This is a genomic window from Pseudonocardia sp. Ae150A_Ps1, assembly GCF_001932315.1.
In the GTDB taxonomy this organism is placed as follows: Bacteria; Actinomycetota; Actinomycetes; order Mycobacteriales; family Pseudonocardiaceae; genus Pseudonocardia.
In genome coordinates this window covers 4,320,322-4,336,411 of record NZ_MCIJ01000001.1, presented here as the reverse complement: position 1 = coordinate 4,336,411, position 16,090 = coordinate 4,320,322, and the positions used below count along the sequence as shown (strand labels likewise).

Genomic DNA, 16,090 nt, shown 5'->3' with positions numbered 1-16,090 from the left:
CCTGGGCGCACCCCGAGTCCGGTGCCCGGGAGATGCAAGGAGGCATACGTGAGTACCACCGAGTCCGAGAACAGTACGGGCGGTCCTCCGCCCGGGACGCCCGACTGGGGCACCGTACAGGCGAGCGACGACTTCCAGCAGCTGCGTCGGCGTCTCCGCGGGTTCGTCTTCCCGGTCACCGCGGCGTTCCTGGCCTGGTACCTGCTCTACGTGCTGCTGGCGAGCTTCGCCGCCGACTTCATGGCGACGCCCGTGCTCGGCAACATCAACCTGGGGCTGATCCTGGGCCTGCTCCAGTTCGTGTCCACGTTCGCGATCACCGTCGCGTACGTCCGGTTCGCGGGGAACACCCTCGACCCGCTGTCGTCGAAGATCCGTGACGAGATCGAAGGGGGCACGAAGTGAACGCCGTGCTGGCCCAGGGGGTCGCGGGCGCGAGCCCGATCCTCAACATCTCGATCTTCCTCGTGTTCGTCATCGGCACGCTGGGGATCGTCTTCTACGTGAACAACCGGCACGCGAAGAAGACGGCGTCCGACTTCTTCACCGCGGGCGGCGGGTTCTCGGGGACCCAGAACGGCTTCGCGATCGCCGGCGACTACCTGTCGGCGGCCTCGTTCCTGGGCATCGCGGGTGCCATCGCGATCAACGGCTACGACGGGTTCCTCTACTCGATCGGCTTCCTGGTCGCCTGGCTGGTGGCGCTGCTGCTGGTCGCGGAGCTGCTGCGGAACACCGGCCGGTTCACGATGGGCGACGTGCTGGCGTTCCGGATGCGTCAGCGCCCGGTCCGCGCGGCCGCCGCCACCTCGACGCTGGCCGTGTCCTTCTTCTACCTGCTGGCGCAGATGGCCGGTGCCGGCGCGCTCGTCTCGCTGCTGCTCGGCATCTCGGGCGCGTTCGCACAGGGCGTCGTCATCGCGATCGTCGGCGTCGTGATGATCGCCTACGTGCTGATCGGCGGCATGCGCGGCACCACCTGGGTCCAGATGATCAAGGCGGTGCTGCTGATCGCCGGTGCGCTGGTCATGACGATCTGGGCGCTCGCGCTGTTCGGCTTCAACTTCTCCGCGCTGCTGCAGGGCGCCGCCGACGCCTCGGAGAAGGGCGTCGGACTGTTCGCCCCGGGCGAGCAGTACGGCACGTCGACCACGTCGAAGATCGACTTCATCTCGCTGGGCATCGCGCTGGTGCTCGGCACCGCGGGCCTGCCCCACGTGCTGATGCGCTTCTACACCGTGCCGACCGCCAAGGAGGCCCGGAAGTCGGTCGAGTGGGCGATCTGGCTGATCGGCCTCTTCTACCTGTTCACCCTGGTCATCGGCTACGCGGCCGGTGCGCTGGTGGGCCCGGAGACGATCCAGAACGCTCCCGGCAAGGTCAACTCGGCGGCGCCGCTGCTGGCCTTCGAGCTCGGCGGCCCGGTGCTGCTGGGCATCATCGCCGCAGTCGCGTTCGCGACGATCCTCGCGGTCGTCGCCGGCCTGACGATCACCGCGTCGGCGTCGTTCGCGCACGACGTCTACATCAACGTGATCAAGCGCGGGAACGTGGCCGACACCGAGGCCACCCAGGTCCGCGTCGCCCGCCGCACCGCGATCGTGATCGGTGTCGTGGCGATCGTCGGCGGCCTCCTGGCCCGCAACCAGAACGTCGCGTTCCTCGTGGCGCTGGCGTTCGCGGTGGCGGCCTCGGCGAACCTGCCGACGATCCTCTACTCGCTGTTCTGGAAGCGGTTCAACACCACCGGCGCGCTGTACTCGATCTACGGCGGTCTGGCGAGCACGCTGATCCTGATCGTCTTCTCGCCGGTCGTCTCCGGGAAGCTGGCGACGGCGTCCAGCCCGTCGATCATCCAGGGCGCGGACTTCGCCTGGTTCCCGCTGGAGAACCCGGGCCTGGTGTCGATCCCGCTGTCGTTCCTGCTGGGTGTCATCGGCACCTACGTCGGCGAGAAGCGGGCCGACGGCGGCAAGTACGCCGAGATGGAGGTCCGGTCGCTGACCGGTGCCCACATCGCCAAGGCCGAGTCGCACTAGCGATCCGTCCGGGCCGCGAGCCCGTGTCCCGCAGCTGCGGGGCACGGGCTCGCGTCGTCTCCGGGGTCAGCGGCCGGCGGTCCCCACGGCGTCGACCGCGATGTCCACGCTCGGGCGCAGCGCCGCGGCCGCGGCCAGTGCCGCGTGCACCGGGTGGTCGGCGAATCCCTCGACCGGTCCGGGGCCCGTCCTGTGGTCCTGGGCGGCGGGGAGCGCGAGCTGCTCGTAGGCGGCCTGGAACCGCGGTCCCCAGCGCCGGGCGCCGAGCCGGGCCGTCATCGAGCAGTTGTCCACCATGTACGCGACGTCGCGGGCGTGCATGTAGGGCAGGAGCGAGTCGACCGCTTCGATGATCGACTCGTTGACGATCTCCGACCACGCATGTCCCCGGGCGGCGAGCTCGTCGACCTGGGCCAGCATCGTGCCCACGAACAGACCGGCGGTGAGCGGCTCGACCGCCCCGCCGGCGTCGCCCCGGGAGGCACGGACGGCGGAGCCGTGGTCCCACATCGGCGAGCCGCCGATCGGTGCCATCGGGTGCCGCCGCAGCCGCTGCTCGGCGAGCAGGACGCTGCGCAGCTCGGCGCCCTCGGCGACCTCGTCGTAGATCTCCGCGACCAGCTCGCGGGACGGTGCGTAGGCCGCGGCGAGTGCCCGGTCGAACAGCGCGGTGTCGGCGACGGCCTCGCGGACCGCGCCCAGCCCGCCGCGGGAGATCGTCGTCGCGATCGGGCCGGTCACGGCCTCGCAGGAGCGCCGGTAGGCGGCGACCGGTTCGTCGCCGCCGATCCGGAAGTGCCGGAACAGCGCCTCGACCAGGCCGTGCACCGCGCCCAGCAGGATGGCCCGTTCCCCGACCACGTCGGAGAGGTACTCGCTCTCCAGCGTCGTCGCGAAGGTGTACGGCGCACCGAGTGCGACCGACCAGGCCAGCGCCCGGTCCGTGGCGTGACCGTCCGGGTCGGCGTGCACGGCGATGCTGGCGTTGATCCCGGCACCGTCGACGGACGCGCCCTGCTCGTAGAGCCGGCGGACCGAGTCCCCCATCCCCTTCGGACAGACCGCGATCACGGGGTGCCCCGGCGGGAACCCACCACCGGTGGCACGCAGGTGCCCGAGCAGGAAGCCGTGCGAGAGCCCGATGGTCGCGCCCGGCTTCAGCGCGGCGAACAGCTCCTCGTGGTGGGCGGCGAGCGCAGCGTCGGCGATCAGGAGGATCACCATGTCCGAGGTCCCGGCGACGGCGATCCAGTCCCCGAGCGTGCCGTCGTCCTCGGTGAAACCGTGCGCCCGGGCGTCCGCGGCCGACGCCGAACCGGGCCGCAGGCCGACCGTCACGACGATGCCGGTACCGGCGAGCGAGTCGCGCAGGTTGCGGGCCTGGGCCCGGCCCTGAGGGCCCCAGCCGAGCACCCCGATCCGCTGCACCCCGTGCAGTGTCTCCGGCAGCAGGCCGAACAGGTGCCGCCCACCGCGGACGACCGTCTCGGGCTCACCGGGCATGTCCAGCGTCTCGGTCGCGAAGACCGACGAGTCGATGTGCATGGACGCTGTTGTAGGTTCCCGCCGTCCCTTCCGACCAGCGCAAGAGTCGTAGCGCAGCGTTGCAGGAGGTGAAAGATGCAGCTCCGCGACCTCGAGTTGTTCGTGCATCTCGCGCGGACCCTGAACTTCGGGCGCACCAGCCTGGAGTGCCACGTCAGCCCGGCGACCCTGACCCGGACCGTGCAGCGGCTGGAGACCGAGGCCGGGACGCGGCTGCTCGACCGGGGACCACGCGGGACCGTCCTCACCGCCGACGGCCGTCGGTTCCTCGACTGGGCGGGTGGCGCGCTCGGCTCGTGGGCAGAGTTCCGGGCCGGGACCGACGGCGGTGCCGAACTCACCGGGGAGCTGCGGCTGTTCGCCACCGTCACCGCCTGTCAGTCGCTGCTCCCGGCACTGCTCGCCCCGTTCCGCGAGGAACATCCCCACGTCCGGCCGGTACTCCGCACCGGCGGGGCGGCTGCCGCACTGGCCCGGCTCGACGACGGCGAGGTGGACGCCGCCGTCGCCGGTGTGCCGGACCGGCTACCGCAGTCGCTCGTCGGCCTCACCCTGCACACCACCGACCTGGTCCTGGTCACGGCCTGCGGGAAGGAGGAGGGGGCCCTCGACGGACCGTTCGTCGTCCCGGACCGGGGCCTGGTGCGCGACGGCGCCGACCGCTGGTTCCGGTCACGCGACGCCACCCCGGAGATCGTGGCCGAGCCGGACACCCACGAGGCGCTGCTCGCCCTCGTCGTCCTCGGGTACGGGACCGGTGTGGTCCCCCGCCTGGTGGTGCGGACGAGCGCGACGGCCGACCGGCTCGGCGTCGTCGAGGCCGGGCTGGGCGAGTTCCCGGTCGCGCTCTGCGTGCGTCGTGACGACATGCGGCGCCCGCTCGTCGCCGCCCTGTGGGACGCCGCGGGACGTGCCGCGACGGAGCTGCTCAGCCCGCCGGTACCCCCGCCACCAGCGCCCGCAGCCCGTCGGCGTCCAGCAGGTCCGCCGGCCGCAGGGTGACGCCGTCGCGGACGTAGTGGAACGCGGCCCGCACCCGCTCGGCCGGTACCTCCTGCAGCGCCGCCCAGGCCAGCCGGTACGCCGCCAGCTGCACCGCGACGGCGTGCTCCCGCTCCGGGGCGGCCGGCCCGCCGGTCTTCCAGTCGACGACGGTCCAGCCGCCGTCGGGATCGGCGAAGACGGCGTCCATCCGCCCACGCACGGCGACCCCGGCGAGGACGGTCTCGAACGACACCTCGACGTCGACCGGCTTGCGGTCCGCCCACTCCGACGCCTCGAACGCGGCCTGCAGCTCCGCCAGCTCCGCAGCGTCGGACTCCGAGGTGACGGACTCGTCGGCGGCGCCGGGCAGCTCGTCGATGTCGAGCAGCCGTTCCGCACCGAACCGCTGCTCCAGCCAGGCGTGGAACGCGGTCCCGCGTCGCGCGTGCGGGTTCGGCGGCAGCGGCACCGGGCGGCGCAGCCGCACGGCGAGCGCGTCCGGATCGTCGGCGAGCTCGATCAGCCGGCTCACCGACAGCCGCCCCGGCAGCGCGACGGTGGGGCGCTCCTTGGCGGCGGCCCGCTCGGCGAGCAGGACGTCGACGTCGGCGGCCCAGCTCTCCGGGTCACCCTCCGCGTCGGGTACGTCCGGGGCCGGTTCCGCCGGGCCGGGCTCGGGCAGCTCCAGCGCGAGCTGGTCGGTGGACGACCGCCGGGACCGCCGCGGCCGTCGCGGTGCCCGGGCCCGCAACTCCGCCCGGACCAGGTCGGCACCGGCCCGCACGTCGTCCGCCCGGTCGCCGAACGGGTCCAGCGGCCACTGCGCGGTGCGCTCCACGCCGAGCGCCGGGTTCCCGGTGTCGGCCTCCGGCGGCGGCGCCCACACCTCCAGCGCGCCGACCTCGGAGCCACCGGGCCCCTCCAGGATCTCGGCGAGCTCGGTGAGGAACACCGACGGGTCCTTCGGGCGCTCCCCGGTCGCCGGCCACCGGTGCCCGGAGACGAGCAGGGTGTGCTCGGCACGGGTGAGCGCGACGTAGAACAGCCGGCGCTCCTCGGCGAGGCGGCGCTCATCGAGGGCGTCGTCGTGGTCGTCGAGGGCCTGCTCGACCTGCTTGCGGTCCGCGCCGGGCGGCGGGAGGTCGAGACCGGGGAGGTCGTCGGCGTCGCCGCGCAGCGGGACCGGCAGGTCGGACGGGTCCTTCAGCCAGCTGCCGGACATCTTGCGGCCCGGGAAGACCTGCGCCACCAGGTGCGGGACGGCGACGATCTCCCACTCCAGCCCCTTCGCCGCGTGCACGGTGAGGATCTGCACCCGGTCCGGGGAGACCTCGACCTCACCCGGGGTCAGGCCCTCCTCGGCCTGCTCCGCCGTGTCGAGGTAGTCGAGCAGCGCGGGCAGCGACGGCACGTCGGCACCGGCGGCGAAGTCGGCGACGACGTCGGCGAACGCGTCCAGGTGTGCCCGGCCGGTGGGGCCGGGGCGGGCCATCGTCTCGACGTCGAGCAGCAGGGTCCGCTCGACGTCGGCGACGAGGTCGGTCAGCGGGGCCGCGGCGCGGGCCCGCAGGTGGGACAGTTCGCGGCCGATCCGGCGGATCCGGTCGAACCCGGCCTGGGAGTAGCGGTCCGGCTCGCCCGGGTCGTCGAGGGCGTCGGCGAGCCCGGCCTGCTCGGCCTCGTCACCGGGGAGCGCCCCCAGGGCCAGCTCCTCGGGTCCGAGCGGGCCGGGGCGGGCCGGCCGGGACGGGACGAGCTCGCGGGCCCGCTGCCACAGCGCGGCGAGGTCGGCGATGCCGAGCCGCCAGCGGGGCCCGGTCAGCAGCCGTACCGCCGAGGGCCCGGCCAGCGGGTCGGTCACCACCCGTAGCGCTGACACCAGGTCACGGACCTCGGGGGTCGACAGCAGCCCGCCGAGCCCGACGACCTCGACCGGGACCCGACGGTCGCGCAGCGCGGCGGCGAGCGCGTCCATGTCGGAGCGGCGGCGGACCAGCACCGCGGCGGTGGGCGGCTCGCCCTCGTCGGCGCCGGCGTGCCAGCGGGACGCGATGCCGTCGGCCGCCCAGGCGATCTCGGCGGCGACGTCGGGCAACAACGCGGCCCGGACGTCGCCGGGACCGGCGCCGTCGAGCGGGCGGAGCTCACCGACGCGGACGGCGCCGGGCGCGGTGCGCAGCGGCTCGGACACCCGGTTCGCGAGCGCGAGCACCTCGGCCGGGTTGCGGAAGCTGGTGAGCAGCCCGTGCACGGGAGCAGGGCCACCGGACGGCGTCGGGAAGTCGGTGCGGAACCGGGCCAGGTTCCCGGCGCTCGCGCCGCGCCAGCCGTAGATCGATTGGCAGGGGTCACCGACGGCGGTCACCGACCGGTGCTCGGGCTCCTCCGGCTCCGGGGCGAGTCCCGGCGGGACACCGAACAGGGCCCGCAGCAGCACCCGCTGGGCGTGCCCGGTGTCCTGGTACTCGTCGAGCAGCACGGCCCGGTACTGACCCCGCTCGATCCGCCCGACCTCCGGGTCGGCCTCGGCGATGCGCGCGGCGAGCGCCATCTGGTCGGAGAAGTCCATCGCCTGTTCGGCCTGCTTGCGGCGGGCGAACTCCTCGATCAGCGGCAGCAGCTCCAGCCGCATCCGCTGCCCGGCGATCCGGGCCTTGTACCCCGCCGACGGCTCCGCGCGCTGCCGCTTGCCCGGCGGGGCGTGCTCCAGCACCGGCAGCATCCGGGCGGTGAGCCGCTCGACGTCGGCCGGTTCGACGAGGTGCTCCCCCAGCTCACCGGCCAGCGAGAGCAGGTACCCGGTCACGGTCGCCGGGACCCGGTCGATCTCCAGGTCGGCCGCCCAGGTGGAGACGACCCGGTGCGCGAGCTGCCAGGTCGCGGTCGGGCCGAGCAGCCGGTTCGCCGGCTCGGCGGGCAGCCGCAGCGCGTGCTCGCCGACCAGGCGCCCGGCGTAGGCGTGGTAGGTGGAGACGGTGGGCTCGCCCGCGAGCAGCGCGGCCCTGCGGGCGCCGGTGGGGTCGAGGTCGTCGAGCATGCGGGACCCGGCGAGCCGGCGGAGCCGGGACCGGACGCGGGTGCCGAGCTGCTGGGCCGCCTTGCGGGTGAAGGTGAGGCCGAGGACCTGCTCGGGCAGCACCCGTCCGGTCGCGACGAGCCAGACCACCCGGGCCGCCATCGTCTCCGTCTTGCCGGCGCCCGCCCCGGCGACGACGAGTGCCGGCCCGGCCGGGGCGGCGATCACCGCGGCCTGCTCCGCGGTCGGCGGGTGCAGGCCGAGCGCCGTGGCGAGCTCGACCGGGGTGGGGTCCATGGTGACGATTTCTACCCCGGACCCCCGACGGTCCTATCCGACGGGCTCGGAGACCCGGGCCCAGTCCACCTGCAGCCGGACCTCGTCCGGGGTGGTCGCGTCCGGCGCGGGGATCCACTTCTCGGCCGGGCCCTGGTCGAGCTGGATGCACAGGTGCATGGGCGTCGTAGGGATGGTGCGCCGGTCGGTGACCTCCCACTTCTTCTCGCCGTCGACGTACCAGGTGATCCGGTCCGGCAGCCACTCCAGCGCGAACGTGTGCCACTGCGTGAAGTCGCCCGGCGTCTCGGTGGAGACGATGTGGTTCTCCGCGCCGTAGTGGACGAACGCGGTCGCCGCGCTCCGGTCCCCGTAGGGGATCTCCATCATGTCCAGCTCGCCGTCGTCGGGGAACCGCTCGGAGTCCGGCCAGAGCAGGATCGCCGGGCTGTAGCCGGTGCCGGCGTCGGTGCGCGCCCGGAACTCCCAGCGCCCGTACAGCTGCCCGGAGTGCATGGCCATGCCGCCGGACACGCCGCCGCCCGCGGCCCGCGGGCGCGCGGTGACGGTGAGCAGCCCGTCGTCCAGGGAGAGCGCCGACGGCCGGCGCAGCCCGTTCCCGAACCCGCCCGGCGAGTTGTAGACGGTCCAGACGGACCGGTCGATGCGGGAACCGTCGAACTCGTCGCCGCCGACCGGACGCCACTGCTGCGGCGGTGGCGGGGGCGGCGGGGGCGGCAGCTGGTTGTCCAGTGCCGACGTGGCCGTGGCGCCGTCGCCACCGTCACCGTCCGGCGGGACGAGGATCGTCCACGTCAGCCCGGCGATCGCGACGGCGGCCAGGCCGAGTGCGACCGAGCCGTGCAGGACCCGGCGACCGATCCCGGATCCACCGGCCCCGGCGCGGCGACGCCCGGCAGGCTCCCGGCGGCGGGACGCGCGAGCGCCGGATCGGGGCGCACGGGCGGCGGCCCGGGTGTCCCACCCCGCGCGGGGCCGCGGCGCCGGTCCCGGGACGCCCCGCGGCGCACCGGCCTGCGGCTGCCGGGGCACGGGAGCGGGCCCGCGCGGACCGGCCGGGGCGCTCCGGCCCTCGCCGAGATGCAGCTCAGCGTTGCGCGGAGATCCACTATTCGCGCTGGTCCGCATCTCGGCGGGATCGGCCCTGCCGCGGAAGGGACGGCCGTCGCGCGGCACCACCGGGAGCTCACCCGGCCGGTAGCCGGGCGCACCCCTCCCCGTTCCGTCCACGCAGAGACAGACGCCCGGTGCGGCACCGGGGTTGCCCGCCCGGCTGTCGCGACCGTCACCCCGGGTGCGGGACACCCGGCCGGACGACGATCAGGCGGGCGGCGTGCCGACGGTCGCGGGCGCCCCGTGACGCTGCAACACCTCGGGGACGGCGACGGTGCCGCGCTCGTCCTGGAAGTTCTCCATGACCGCGAGCATCGCGCGGGCGGTGGCGCCGGTCCCGTTGAGCGTGTGGACGTTCTCGGTGGGGGCGCCGGGCTCGCGGCGGAACCGGACGTTCAGGCGTCGTGCCTGGTAGTCGGTGGTGTTCGAGCAGGAGGTGATCTCGCGGTATCGCTGCTGCACCGGGAACCAGGCCTCGATGTCGTACTTCTTCGCGGCCGGGTTGCCGAGGTCGCCGACGGCGATGTTCTGCACCCGGTACGGCAGGCCCAGCTCCTGCACGATCGACTCCTCGTGCGCGAGCAGCTGCTCGTGGAACTCCTGGGACTGCTCGGGGCGGCAGTAGACGTACATCTCGACCTTGTCGAACTGGTGCACCCGGAACATGCCCTTGGTATCCTTGCCCGCGGCGCCTGCCTCGCGCCGGAAGTTCGTCGAGAACGCGACGTAGCGGGCCGGGAGATCGTCGAGCTCGACGATCTCGTCCATGTGGATGCCCGCGAGCGCGACCTCGGACGTCCCCGTCAGGTACAGGCCGTCCTTCTCCAGCTGGTAGAGGTTCGACTCCTCGGTGGGGAGGAACCCGGTGCCGTACATCGCCTTCTCGTTCGCCAGGACCGGGCCGAGCACCGGGACGAAACCCTCGCCGGACAGCTTGTCGATGACGTAGCGGAACAGCGCCATCTCGAGCAGGGCGACGTCGCCGAACCGGTAGGCGAACCGGGAGCCGGACAGCCGCGCACCGCGGACCATGTCGACCCGGCCGGTCGACGACGCCAGGTCCAGGTGGTCGCGGGGCTCGAAGTCGAACGACGGCCGCTCGCCCCAGGTCCGGACGGTGACGGCGTCCTCCTCGGCCATGCCGTCGGCGGCCGTCGGGTCGGGCAGGTTCGGGATCCGGGCGAGGAGCTCGGCGCGCTCGGCGTCGGCGGCGGCGAGCTCGTCCTCGGCCTCGCGCAGCTCCTCCTTCTCCTTCTTGAACTGCTCGACCTGCTCCGGGGTCGGCTTGCCCTTCGGGCGCTGCTTCTGCGCGGCGCGCAGGCCACCGACACGGTCGGTCAGCTCGCGCCACCGGACGTCGACCGCGAGCAGCGCGTCGAAGTCCGCGGACGCACCGCGACGGGACAGCGCCGTGCGGAAGGTGTCCGGGTCCTGTCGGGCCGCCTTGAGGTCGATCACTTCTGCGTCCAGCCTCTCGCGTCGTACGCACTACGGGAGTCGTCATCGTAGAGCCGGGAATGATCGGGCCCGCGCGGTGGTAGACCAGGGACATGAGCATCTCACTCGGCCGGTACGGCGTCTGGCGACACGAGACGGGCCTCTCGCCCGAGTTGGCGGCACGGATCGAGTCCCTCGGGTTCGGGACCGTGTGGATCGGTGGGTCCCCTCCCGGTGACCTCGCACTCGCGGAGTCGATGCTGGACGCGACGACCTCGCTGACCGTCGCGACCGGCATCGTCAACATGTGGTCGACCCCGGCCGACGAGGTCGCGCCGTCCTACCACCGGATCGCGGCGAAGCACCCGGACCGCTTCCTGCTCGGCGTCGGCGTCGGGCACCCGGAGGCCACCAGCGACTACACCCGCCCGTACGCCACCGTCGTCGAGTACCTGGACCGGCTCGACGAGCTGGACGTGCCCGTCGCCGGTCGTGCCCTCGCCGCACTCGGGCCGAAGGTGCTGGACCTCGCCCGGGACCGCTCCGCGGGCGCGCACCCCTACCTGACGACGCCCGACCACACCCGGACCGCGCGGGAGCGGCTCGGCGACGGCGTGCTGCTCGCCCCCGAGCACAAGGTCGTCCTGGACACCGACCCGGAGGCCGCCCGCGCGGTCGGGCGGCCCCGGGTGCAGCAGCCCTACCTGGGCCTGCGGAACTACCGGAACAACCTGGCCCGTCTCGGCTGGGCGACCGAGGACATGGACGACGGCGGCAGCGACGCCCTGATCGACGCGCTCGTCGCGCACGGCACGCCGGAGCAGGTCGCGGCGCGGCTCGACGAGCACCTCGCCGCAGGGGCCGACCACGTCTGCGCGCAGGTCCTCACGGCGGACATGCAGGCCCCGGAGAAGGACCTGGAACGGCTCGCCGGCGCGCTCGGGATCGCCTGAGCCGCACGGCACACCGGGTGCCGGCGGTGGCTAGTCTCGGACCGGTGCGCGACGCCACCGATCCGCCGAGCCTGCTCGGCCCGCTGCGCCGACCGGCCCCGGTGATCGTCGCCGTCGCGACGGTCGTGTTCGCCGTGCTCGCCTGGCGCTACGCCGGCGAGGCCCAGGCCGGCCGGGTCGACAGCAGCGCCGACGCGGCGGTGGAGGCGCTGCCCGGTGTGCTCGCCCGGCTGACCGGGTTCGGCTCGCCCCCGTCGGTGGTGCTGTGGGCGCTGCTCCTCGCCGGGGCCGCCCTGCTGCTCCGCCGACGGCGGCTCGCCGTGCTGGCGATCGTCGGGCCCGGCCTGACCGGCGTCGCGACGACCGTGCTCAAGCCGCTGATCGGCCGCACGATCGGTGGCGAGGGCACCGCCGGATTCGCGTACCCGAGCGGGCACACCGGTGGCGCCGTGTCGATCGGCCTGCTCGTCGCGTTGCTGCTGGTCGCGCTGCTACCGGTCGCCCGGGCCGGTCCGGCGGTCGCGACGCTCGCGGCGGTCGCCCTGCTCGCCGGCGGCACCGTCGGCGCCGGGATGGTGCGGATCGGCGCGCACTACGCGACCGACACGATCGGCGGGTTCTGCATCGCGGTCGCGATCGGGCTCGGTGCGGGGCTGGTCATCGACCGGGTCGCGGACCATCGGGCACGGGACCGGCCGGTGCCCCGCACCGGCTGATCCGCGTCCCGCACCCGCACCCCGGCTGCTCACCCGTCCACGACGGTCCGCCCGGTCTCGACGGCCGGGCAGCTCGTCCGCACCGGGCACCGGTCGCAGTCGGGCCCGGCCCGCGCCACGAACACCGCACCGGCCGAGTCCTCGGCGCAGGTCATCAGCACGTCGCGCCAGTGCCCCATCTCCTCCGGCTGCAGCGGCGACTGCGCCGGTTCCTTGGCCTCCCCACTCGCCTTCCGGTCGGCCAGGAACAGCAGCCGGCCACCACCCGGACCGGTTCCGGCACCGACCAGCTCGGAGAACGCACCCAGCGACGCCGCGAGCTGGTAGACCGCCAGCTGGTGGTGCTCGGCCGTCGCCCGGCCCGACGTCGCCGTCTTGCCGGTCTTGACGTCGATCACCACCGGGCGGCCCTGGTCGTCGCGCTCGAGGCGGTCCACCCGGCCGCGCAGCCGCACCCGGCGGGCGGACCGCGCGGCGCCACCACCGGGACCGTCCGCGGGTTCGGGCGCGAGCAGATCGGGGTTGTCGTCGCCGGACGGCCCCGGGCCCTCCGGCGGGGGGTCGCCCTCCAGGTCGAGCTGCACCGGCTGCTCGACGGCAACGAGCTCCAGCCCCTCGGCCCGGCTGCGGCGCACCCAGTCGTCGAACGCGGTGAGCATGTCCCGCACCCGCGACAGCTCCCGGCGGCCGAACCACGGGGCCCCCGCGTCGAGCCGCCGCCAGGCCGAGCGCAGCGCCGACTCCAGCTCCGCGGCGTCGGCACCGGCGGCGCGCGCCTGGACCAGGGCGTGCACCAGCGATCCGGTCACCGCCGACAACGCCCCGCTCTCATCGCCGCCGTGCCGGGAGAGCACCCAGCGCAGCGGACACCCGGCGATGGTCTCGACGTCCGACGGGGAGATCGGCACCAGCTCGCCGTCGGCACGCAGCGGGGCGTGGTCGGAGAGCTCGGCGAGGCCATACCAGTCGTCGGGACGGGCGCCGGGCACCCCGTCGGCGGCGAGCCGGGCCAGCTGCGTCGCCGCCCGCCTCCGGCGCGCGGCCTGCGCCGGGTCGCCGTGGTCGGGGGCCGTGACGGCCCGCCGCAGCTCACCGACCAGCTCCGCCATGACCAGGGACCGTTCCGGCCGGTGGACAGGCCGGGCCTCGGTGGCGTCGGCGGGACGGGGGTCGAGCTCGTCGAGGAAGCGCGACGGCTGCTCGTCCTCCCCCTGGACCGCGCTGACCAGCAGCGCCGACCGGGCGCGCGTGCACGCGACGTGGAACAGCCTGCGCTCCTCGGCGAGCAGCGGGGCCGACCGTGAGACCGCCGAGCCGGGTTCGGCGACCCCGGCGACGAGATCGACGAGCTGCTCGTGCCCGAGCAGGCTGCCCCGCAGGCGCAGGTCCGGCCACAGCCCCTCCTGCACACCGGGCACCGCGACGACCGTCCACTCCCGACCGCGCGAGCCGTGCGCGGAGAGCAGCTCGACGGCGCCGCCGCGGGGGGCCTGCGGGGCGCGCGTCTCGCCGGGCAGCTGCTGGTCGGCGAGGTACTCGAGGAACCCGCCGACGTCGGCGCCCGGCAGCCGGTCGGTGTACCGGGCGGCGGCGTCGAACAGGGCGAGCACGGCGTCGAGGTCCCGGTCGGCGGCCGCGCCACCGGGCCCGCCCCGGGCGCTCGCGTCGCTCCAGCGCTTCGCCAGCCCGGTCCGCCGCCACACCAGCCACAGCGTGTCCTCGACCGAGTCGCCGGACGCGATCGACCGCGCCGCGGTGTCGAGGAGCCGCCCCACGTCGCGCATCGGGGCCGCCTCGGCCGGCGAGAGCATCACCAGCGGGTCCGGACGCCCCCCGACGGCCTCGCGCAGCATCGCGACCAGCAGCGGATCGCTGCTCGCGACCGCCGGGTCGACCTCCCCCGGATCCGGGTGGTCGTCGTCGGGGACGACGCGGACGTCGTGCCCTGCCGCGGCGTGCATCCGCAGCAGGCCGCGCCGCAGCCGGCGCATCCGCAGCGGGTCACCACCGCCGAGCGGCGAGGTGAGCAGTGACGTCGCCAGGTCGGCGTCGATCGCGGACGGGCGCGACGCCGCCCGTAGCACCAGCAGCAGCGGGACGACCGCGGGCTGGCGCGGGAGCGGCACCTCGTCCGGCGGTGCCGCGATCGGGACGCCGGCCGCCGCCAGGGCGCGCCGCAGAGCGGGCAGGGTGCGGCGGGCCGATCGGGACAGCACCGCCATCTCCGACCACGGGACGCCGTCGACGAGGTGCGCGCGGCGGAGCCGGTCGGCGATCCACCCGGCCTCCGCCGACGGGGAGCCGAACACGCGGACCTGCACCGCATCACCGGCGTCCTCCGCCGTCGGGCGGGCCTCCATTCCGCCCCCGCCCACCGGCCGACCGGCACCTGCTCCATCCCCGTCCACCGGCCGACCGGCACCTGCTCCGGTCCCGTCCGCCGCGCCACCGGCGCCTGCCCGGGACCCGTCCGCCGGTGCACCGTCGGCCTGCTCGTCGGGGCGGTCGTCGGTGCGGGCCCCGTCCGGGCGCTGGTCGCCGGCAGCGCGGCCGGGGCGGTTCCGTGCCGGGCCGGCGCCGGGCAGCTTCTCCGCGAGCCGCAGACCCGCCGCACGGACACCGGGCTGCCGGCGGTGGTCGACCGTGAGCACCTCCGTGGGGGCGTCGATCGCGTTCATGCCCTGCGGGTCCGCGCCACGGAACGTCAGCACCGCCTGGTCCGGGTCCCCGGCGAGGAGGGTGGACTCCGCGTCCGCCGCCAGTGTCGCGACCAGCTCCATCTGCTGCGGGTCGAGATCCTGCGCGTCGTCGACGAGGAGGTGGCGCACCCGCTCGCGCTCCTGGTCGCGCAGGCCCGGATCGGCGGCGAGCGCGTCCAGCGCCGCCGCGACCAGCTCCGCCGAGTCGAGCGCGGGAGCGGTCGCCTGCGGGGCACTGCGACCCGCGGCCCCGCGCAGCAGGGTGACCTCCTCGTAGGTGCGGAAGAACCGCGCCGCGGCCACCCACTCGTCGCGGCCGTGGGCCGTGCCGAGCCCGGCGAGCTCCGCGGGCCCGAGCCCCCGCTCGGCGGCCCGCAGGAGCAGCTCGCGCAGCTCCGCGGCGAACCCGGGCAGCCCGAGCGCCGGAGCCAGCCGTTCCGGCCACGACGATCCCGGCACGCTGCCGTTCCAGCTCTCGATCTCACCGGCGAGCAGCTCGCGCACCACCACGTCCTGCTCGGCGGACGCCAGCAGCCGCGGGGGCGGGTCCTCGTGCCGGGCCGCGTGCAGCCGCAGCACCCCGAACGCGTACGCGTGCACCGTGCGGACCAGCAGCTCGCGCGTGGTGCGGACGCCGAAGTCGCCCGCGATCTCGTCGCCGCCCTGGGTGAGCAGCGCCGTCAGCCTGCCGCGCAGCTCCTCCGCGGCCCGCCGGCTGCCGACGAGCAGCAGCAGCGAACCGGGCGGGGCACCGGCCCGCACCCGGCGGACGACGGCGTCGAGCAGCAGGCTGGTCTTCCCGGTTCCCGGCCCGCCGAGCACGCGCAACGGCCCCCGCTCGTGCGCGAGGACCCGCGCGGCCGCGCCCGACCACGTCCGGTCCGGGGCGGGCGGTGGGGCCGCGCGCACCAACCGCGGGGACGGCTGCTCGGCGGCTGCTCGGGTCATGCACCGATTCGACCACGTGCCCCCGACAGTGACGCGCCACCCCGGCAGGCGGGAGGATCGGGGATGTGGACGAGGAGACCGTGGAACGGGTCCGGGACGTCGTGACGTCGATCCCGCCGGGCCAGACCCTCAGCTACGGCGAGGTCGCCGAGCTGGCCGGGTTACGGTCGGCACGGCTGGTCGGGCGGATCCTCGCGGAGGACGGCCACGACCTCCCCTGGCACCGAGTGCTCCGGGCGGACGGCCGGTCGGCCCCGCACATCGCGGCCGAACAGGCGGCCCGGCTACGGGCGGAGGGGATCCTGATGGTGGACGGCCGCCTGCCCCCCCCCCCCCCCCCCCC

General features: G+C 75.0%; 11 protein-coding genes. 6 read left to right on the top strand and 5 right to left on the bottom strand.

The genetic code is table 11. The features are described from left to right. The first annotated feature begins 48 nt into the window (after positions 1–48). Together Ae150APs1_RS20380 and Ae150APs1_RS20375 are read left to right on the top strand one after the other, a co-directional pair. Positions 49–405 carry a DUF485 domain-containing protein gene (locus Ae150APs1_RS20380; RefSeq protein ID WP_075299663.1) on the top strand — a complete coding sequence of 119 codons (357 nt, stop codon included), beginning with the start codon at positions 49–51 and terminating at the stop codon, positions 403–405. Further along, on the top strand, positions 402–2,039 hold the full coding sequence (locus Ae150APs1_RS20375; RefSeq protein WP_075299661.1) for a cation acetate symporter: 1,638 nt from the start codon (positions 402–404) through the stop codon (positions 2,037–2,039). The genes Ae150APs1_RS20380 and Ae150APs1_RS20375 overlap by 4 nt, the downstream gene beginning before the upstream one ends. A gap of 66 nt (positions 2,040–2,105) precedes the next feature. Here Ae150APs1_RS20375 and Ae150APs1_RS20370 read toward each other — a convergent pair whose 3' ends face one another. Continuing rightward, entirely contained in the window at positions 2,106–3,584 is a 1,479-nt protein-coding gene (locus Ae150APs1_RS20370; RefSeq protein ID WP_075299659.1) for a ketol-acid reductoisomerase, read from the bottom strand. 75 nt (positions 3,585–3,659) lie between these two features. Here Ae150APs1_RS20370 and Ae150APs1_RS20365 point away from each other — a divergent pair, with 75 nt between their 5' ends. Then, positions 3,660–4,586, top strand: a complete 927-nt coding sequence (locus Ae150APs1_RS20365; protein WP_075299657.1) for a LysR substrate-binding domain-containing protein — start codon at positions 3,660–3,662, stop codon at positions 4,584–4,586. Here Ae150APs1_RS20365 and Ae150APs1_RS20360 read toward each other — a convergent pair. The 3 genes from Ae150APs1_RS20360 to serS form a co-directional block, all read right to left on the bottom strand. Beyond that, complete coding sequence (locus tag Ae150APs1_RS20360) at positions 4,513–7,881, bottom strand: ATP-dependent DNA helicase (protein ID WP_075299655.1); 3,369 nt, start codon at positions 7,879–7,881, stop codon at positions 4,513–4,515. The genes Ae150APs1_RS20365 and Ae150APs1_RS20360 overlap by 74 nt on opposite strands. Positions 7,882–7,914: 33 nt before the next feature. Next, on the bottom strand, positions 7,915–8,913 hold the full coding sequence (locus tag Ae150APs1_RS20355) for a glycoside hydrolase family 16 protein (RefSeq protein ID WP_075299653.1): 999 nt from the start codon (positions 8,911–8,913) through the stop codon (positions 7,915–7,917). Positions 8,914–9,201: 288 nt separating this feature from the next. Then, positions 9,202–10,452 (bottom strand): serine--tRNA ligase, encoded by a 1,251-nt coding sequence (gene serS / locus Ae150APs1_RS20350; protein ID WP_060573871.1) that lies wholly within the window; start codon positions 10,450–10,452, stop codon positions 9,202–9,204. Positions 10,453–10,544: 92 nt separating this feature from the next. Between serS and Ae150APs1_RS20345 the strand changes: the two genes are divergently transcribed. Continuing rightward, entirely contained in the window at positions 10,545–11,384 is an 840-nt protein-coding gene (locus tag Ae150APs1_RS20345; RefSeq protein WP_075299651.1) for an LLM class F420-dependent oxidoreductase, read from the top strand. 44 nt (positions 11,385–11,428) lie between these two features. Beyond that, complete coding sequence (locus Ae150APs1_RS20340) at positions 11,429–12,100, top strand: phosphatase PAP2 family protein (RefSeq protein WP_010233010.1); 672 nt, start codon at positions 11,429–11,431, stop codon at positions 12,098–12,100. 29 nt (positions 12,101–12,129) lie between these two features. On the opposite strand, the gene Ae150APs1_RS34375 is transcribed toward Ae150APs1_RS20340, so the two are convergent. Next, positions 12,130–15,747 carry an ATP-dependent DNA helicase gene (locus tag Ae150APs1_RS34375; RefSeq protein WP_075299649.1) on the bottom strand — a complete coding sequence of 1,206 codons (3,618 nt, stop codon included), beginning with the start codon at positions 15,745–15,747 and terminating at the stop codon, positions 12,130–12,132. 65 nt (positions 15,748–15,812) lie between these two features. Between Ae150APs1_RS34375 and Ae150APs1_RS20330 the strand changes: the two genes are divergently transcribed. Next, positions 15,813–16,090: MGMT family protein (locus Ae150APs1_RS20330; protein ID WP_075302329.1), on the top strand; the 278-nt coding region annotated here is incomplete at its 3' end.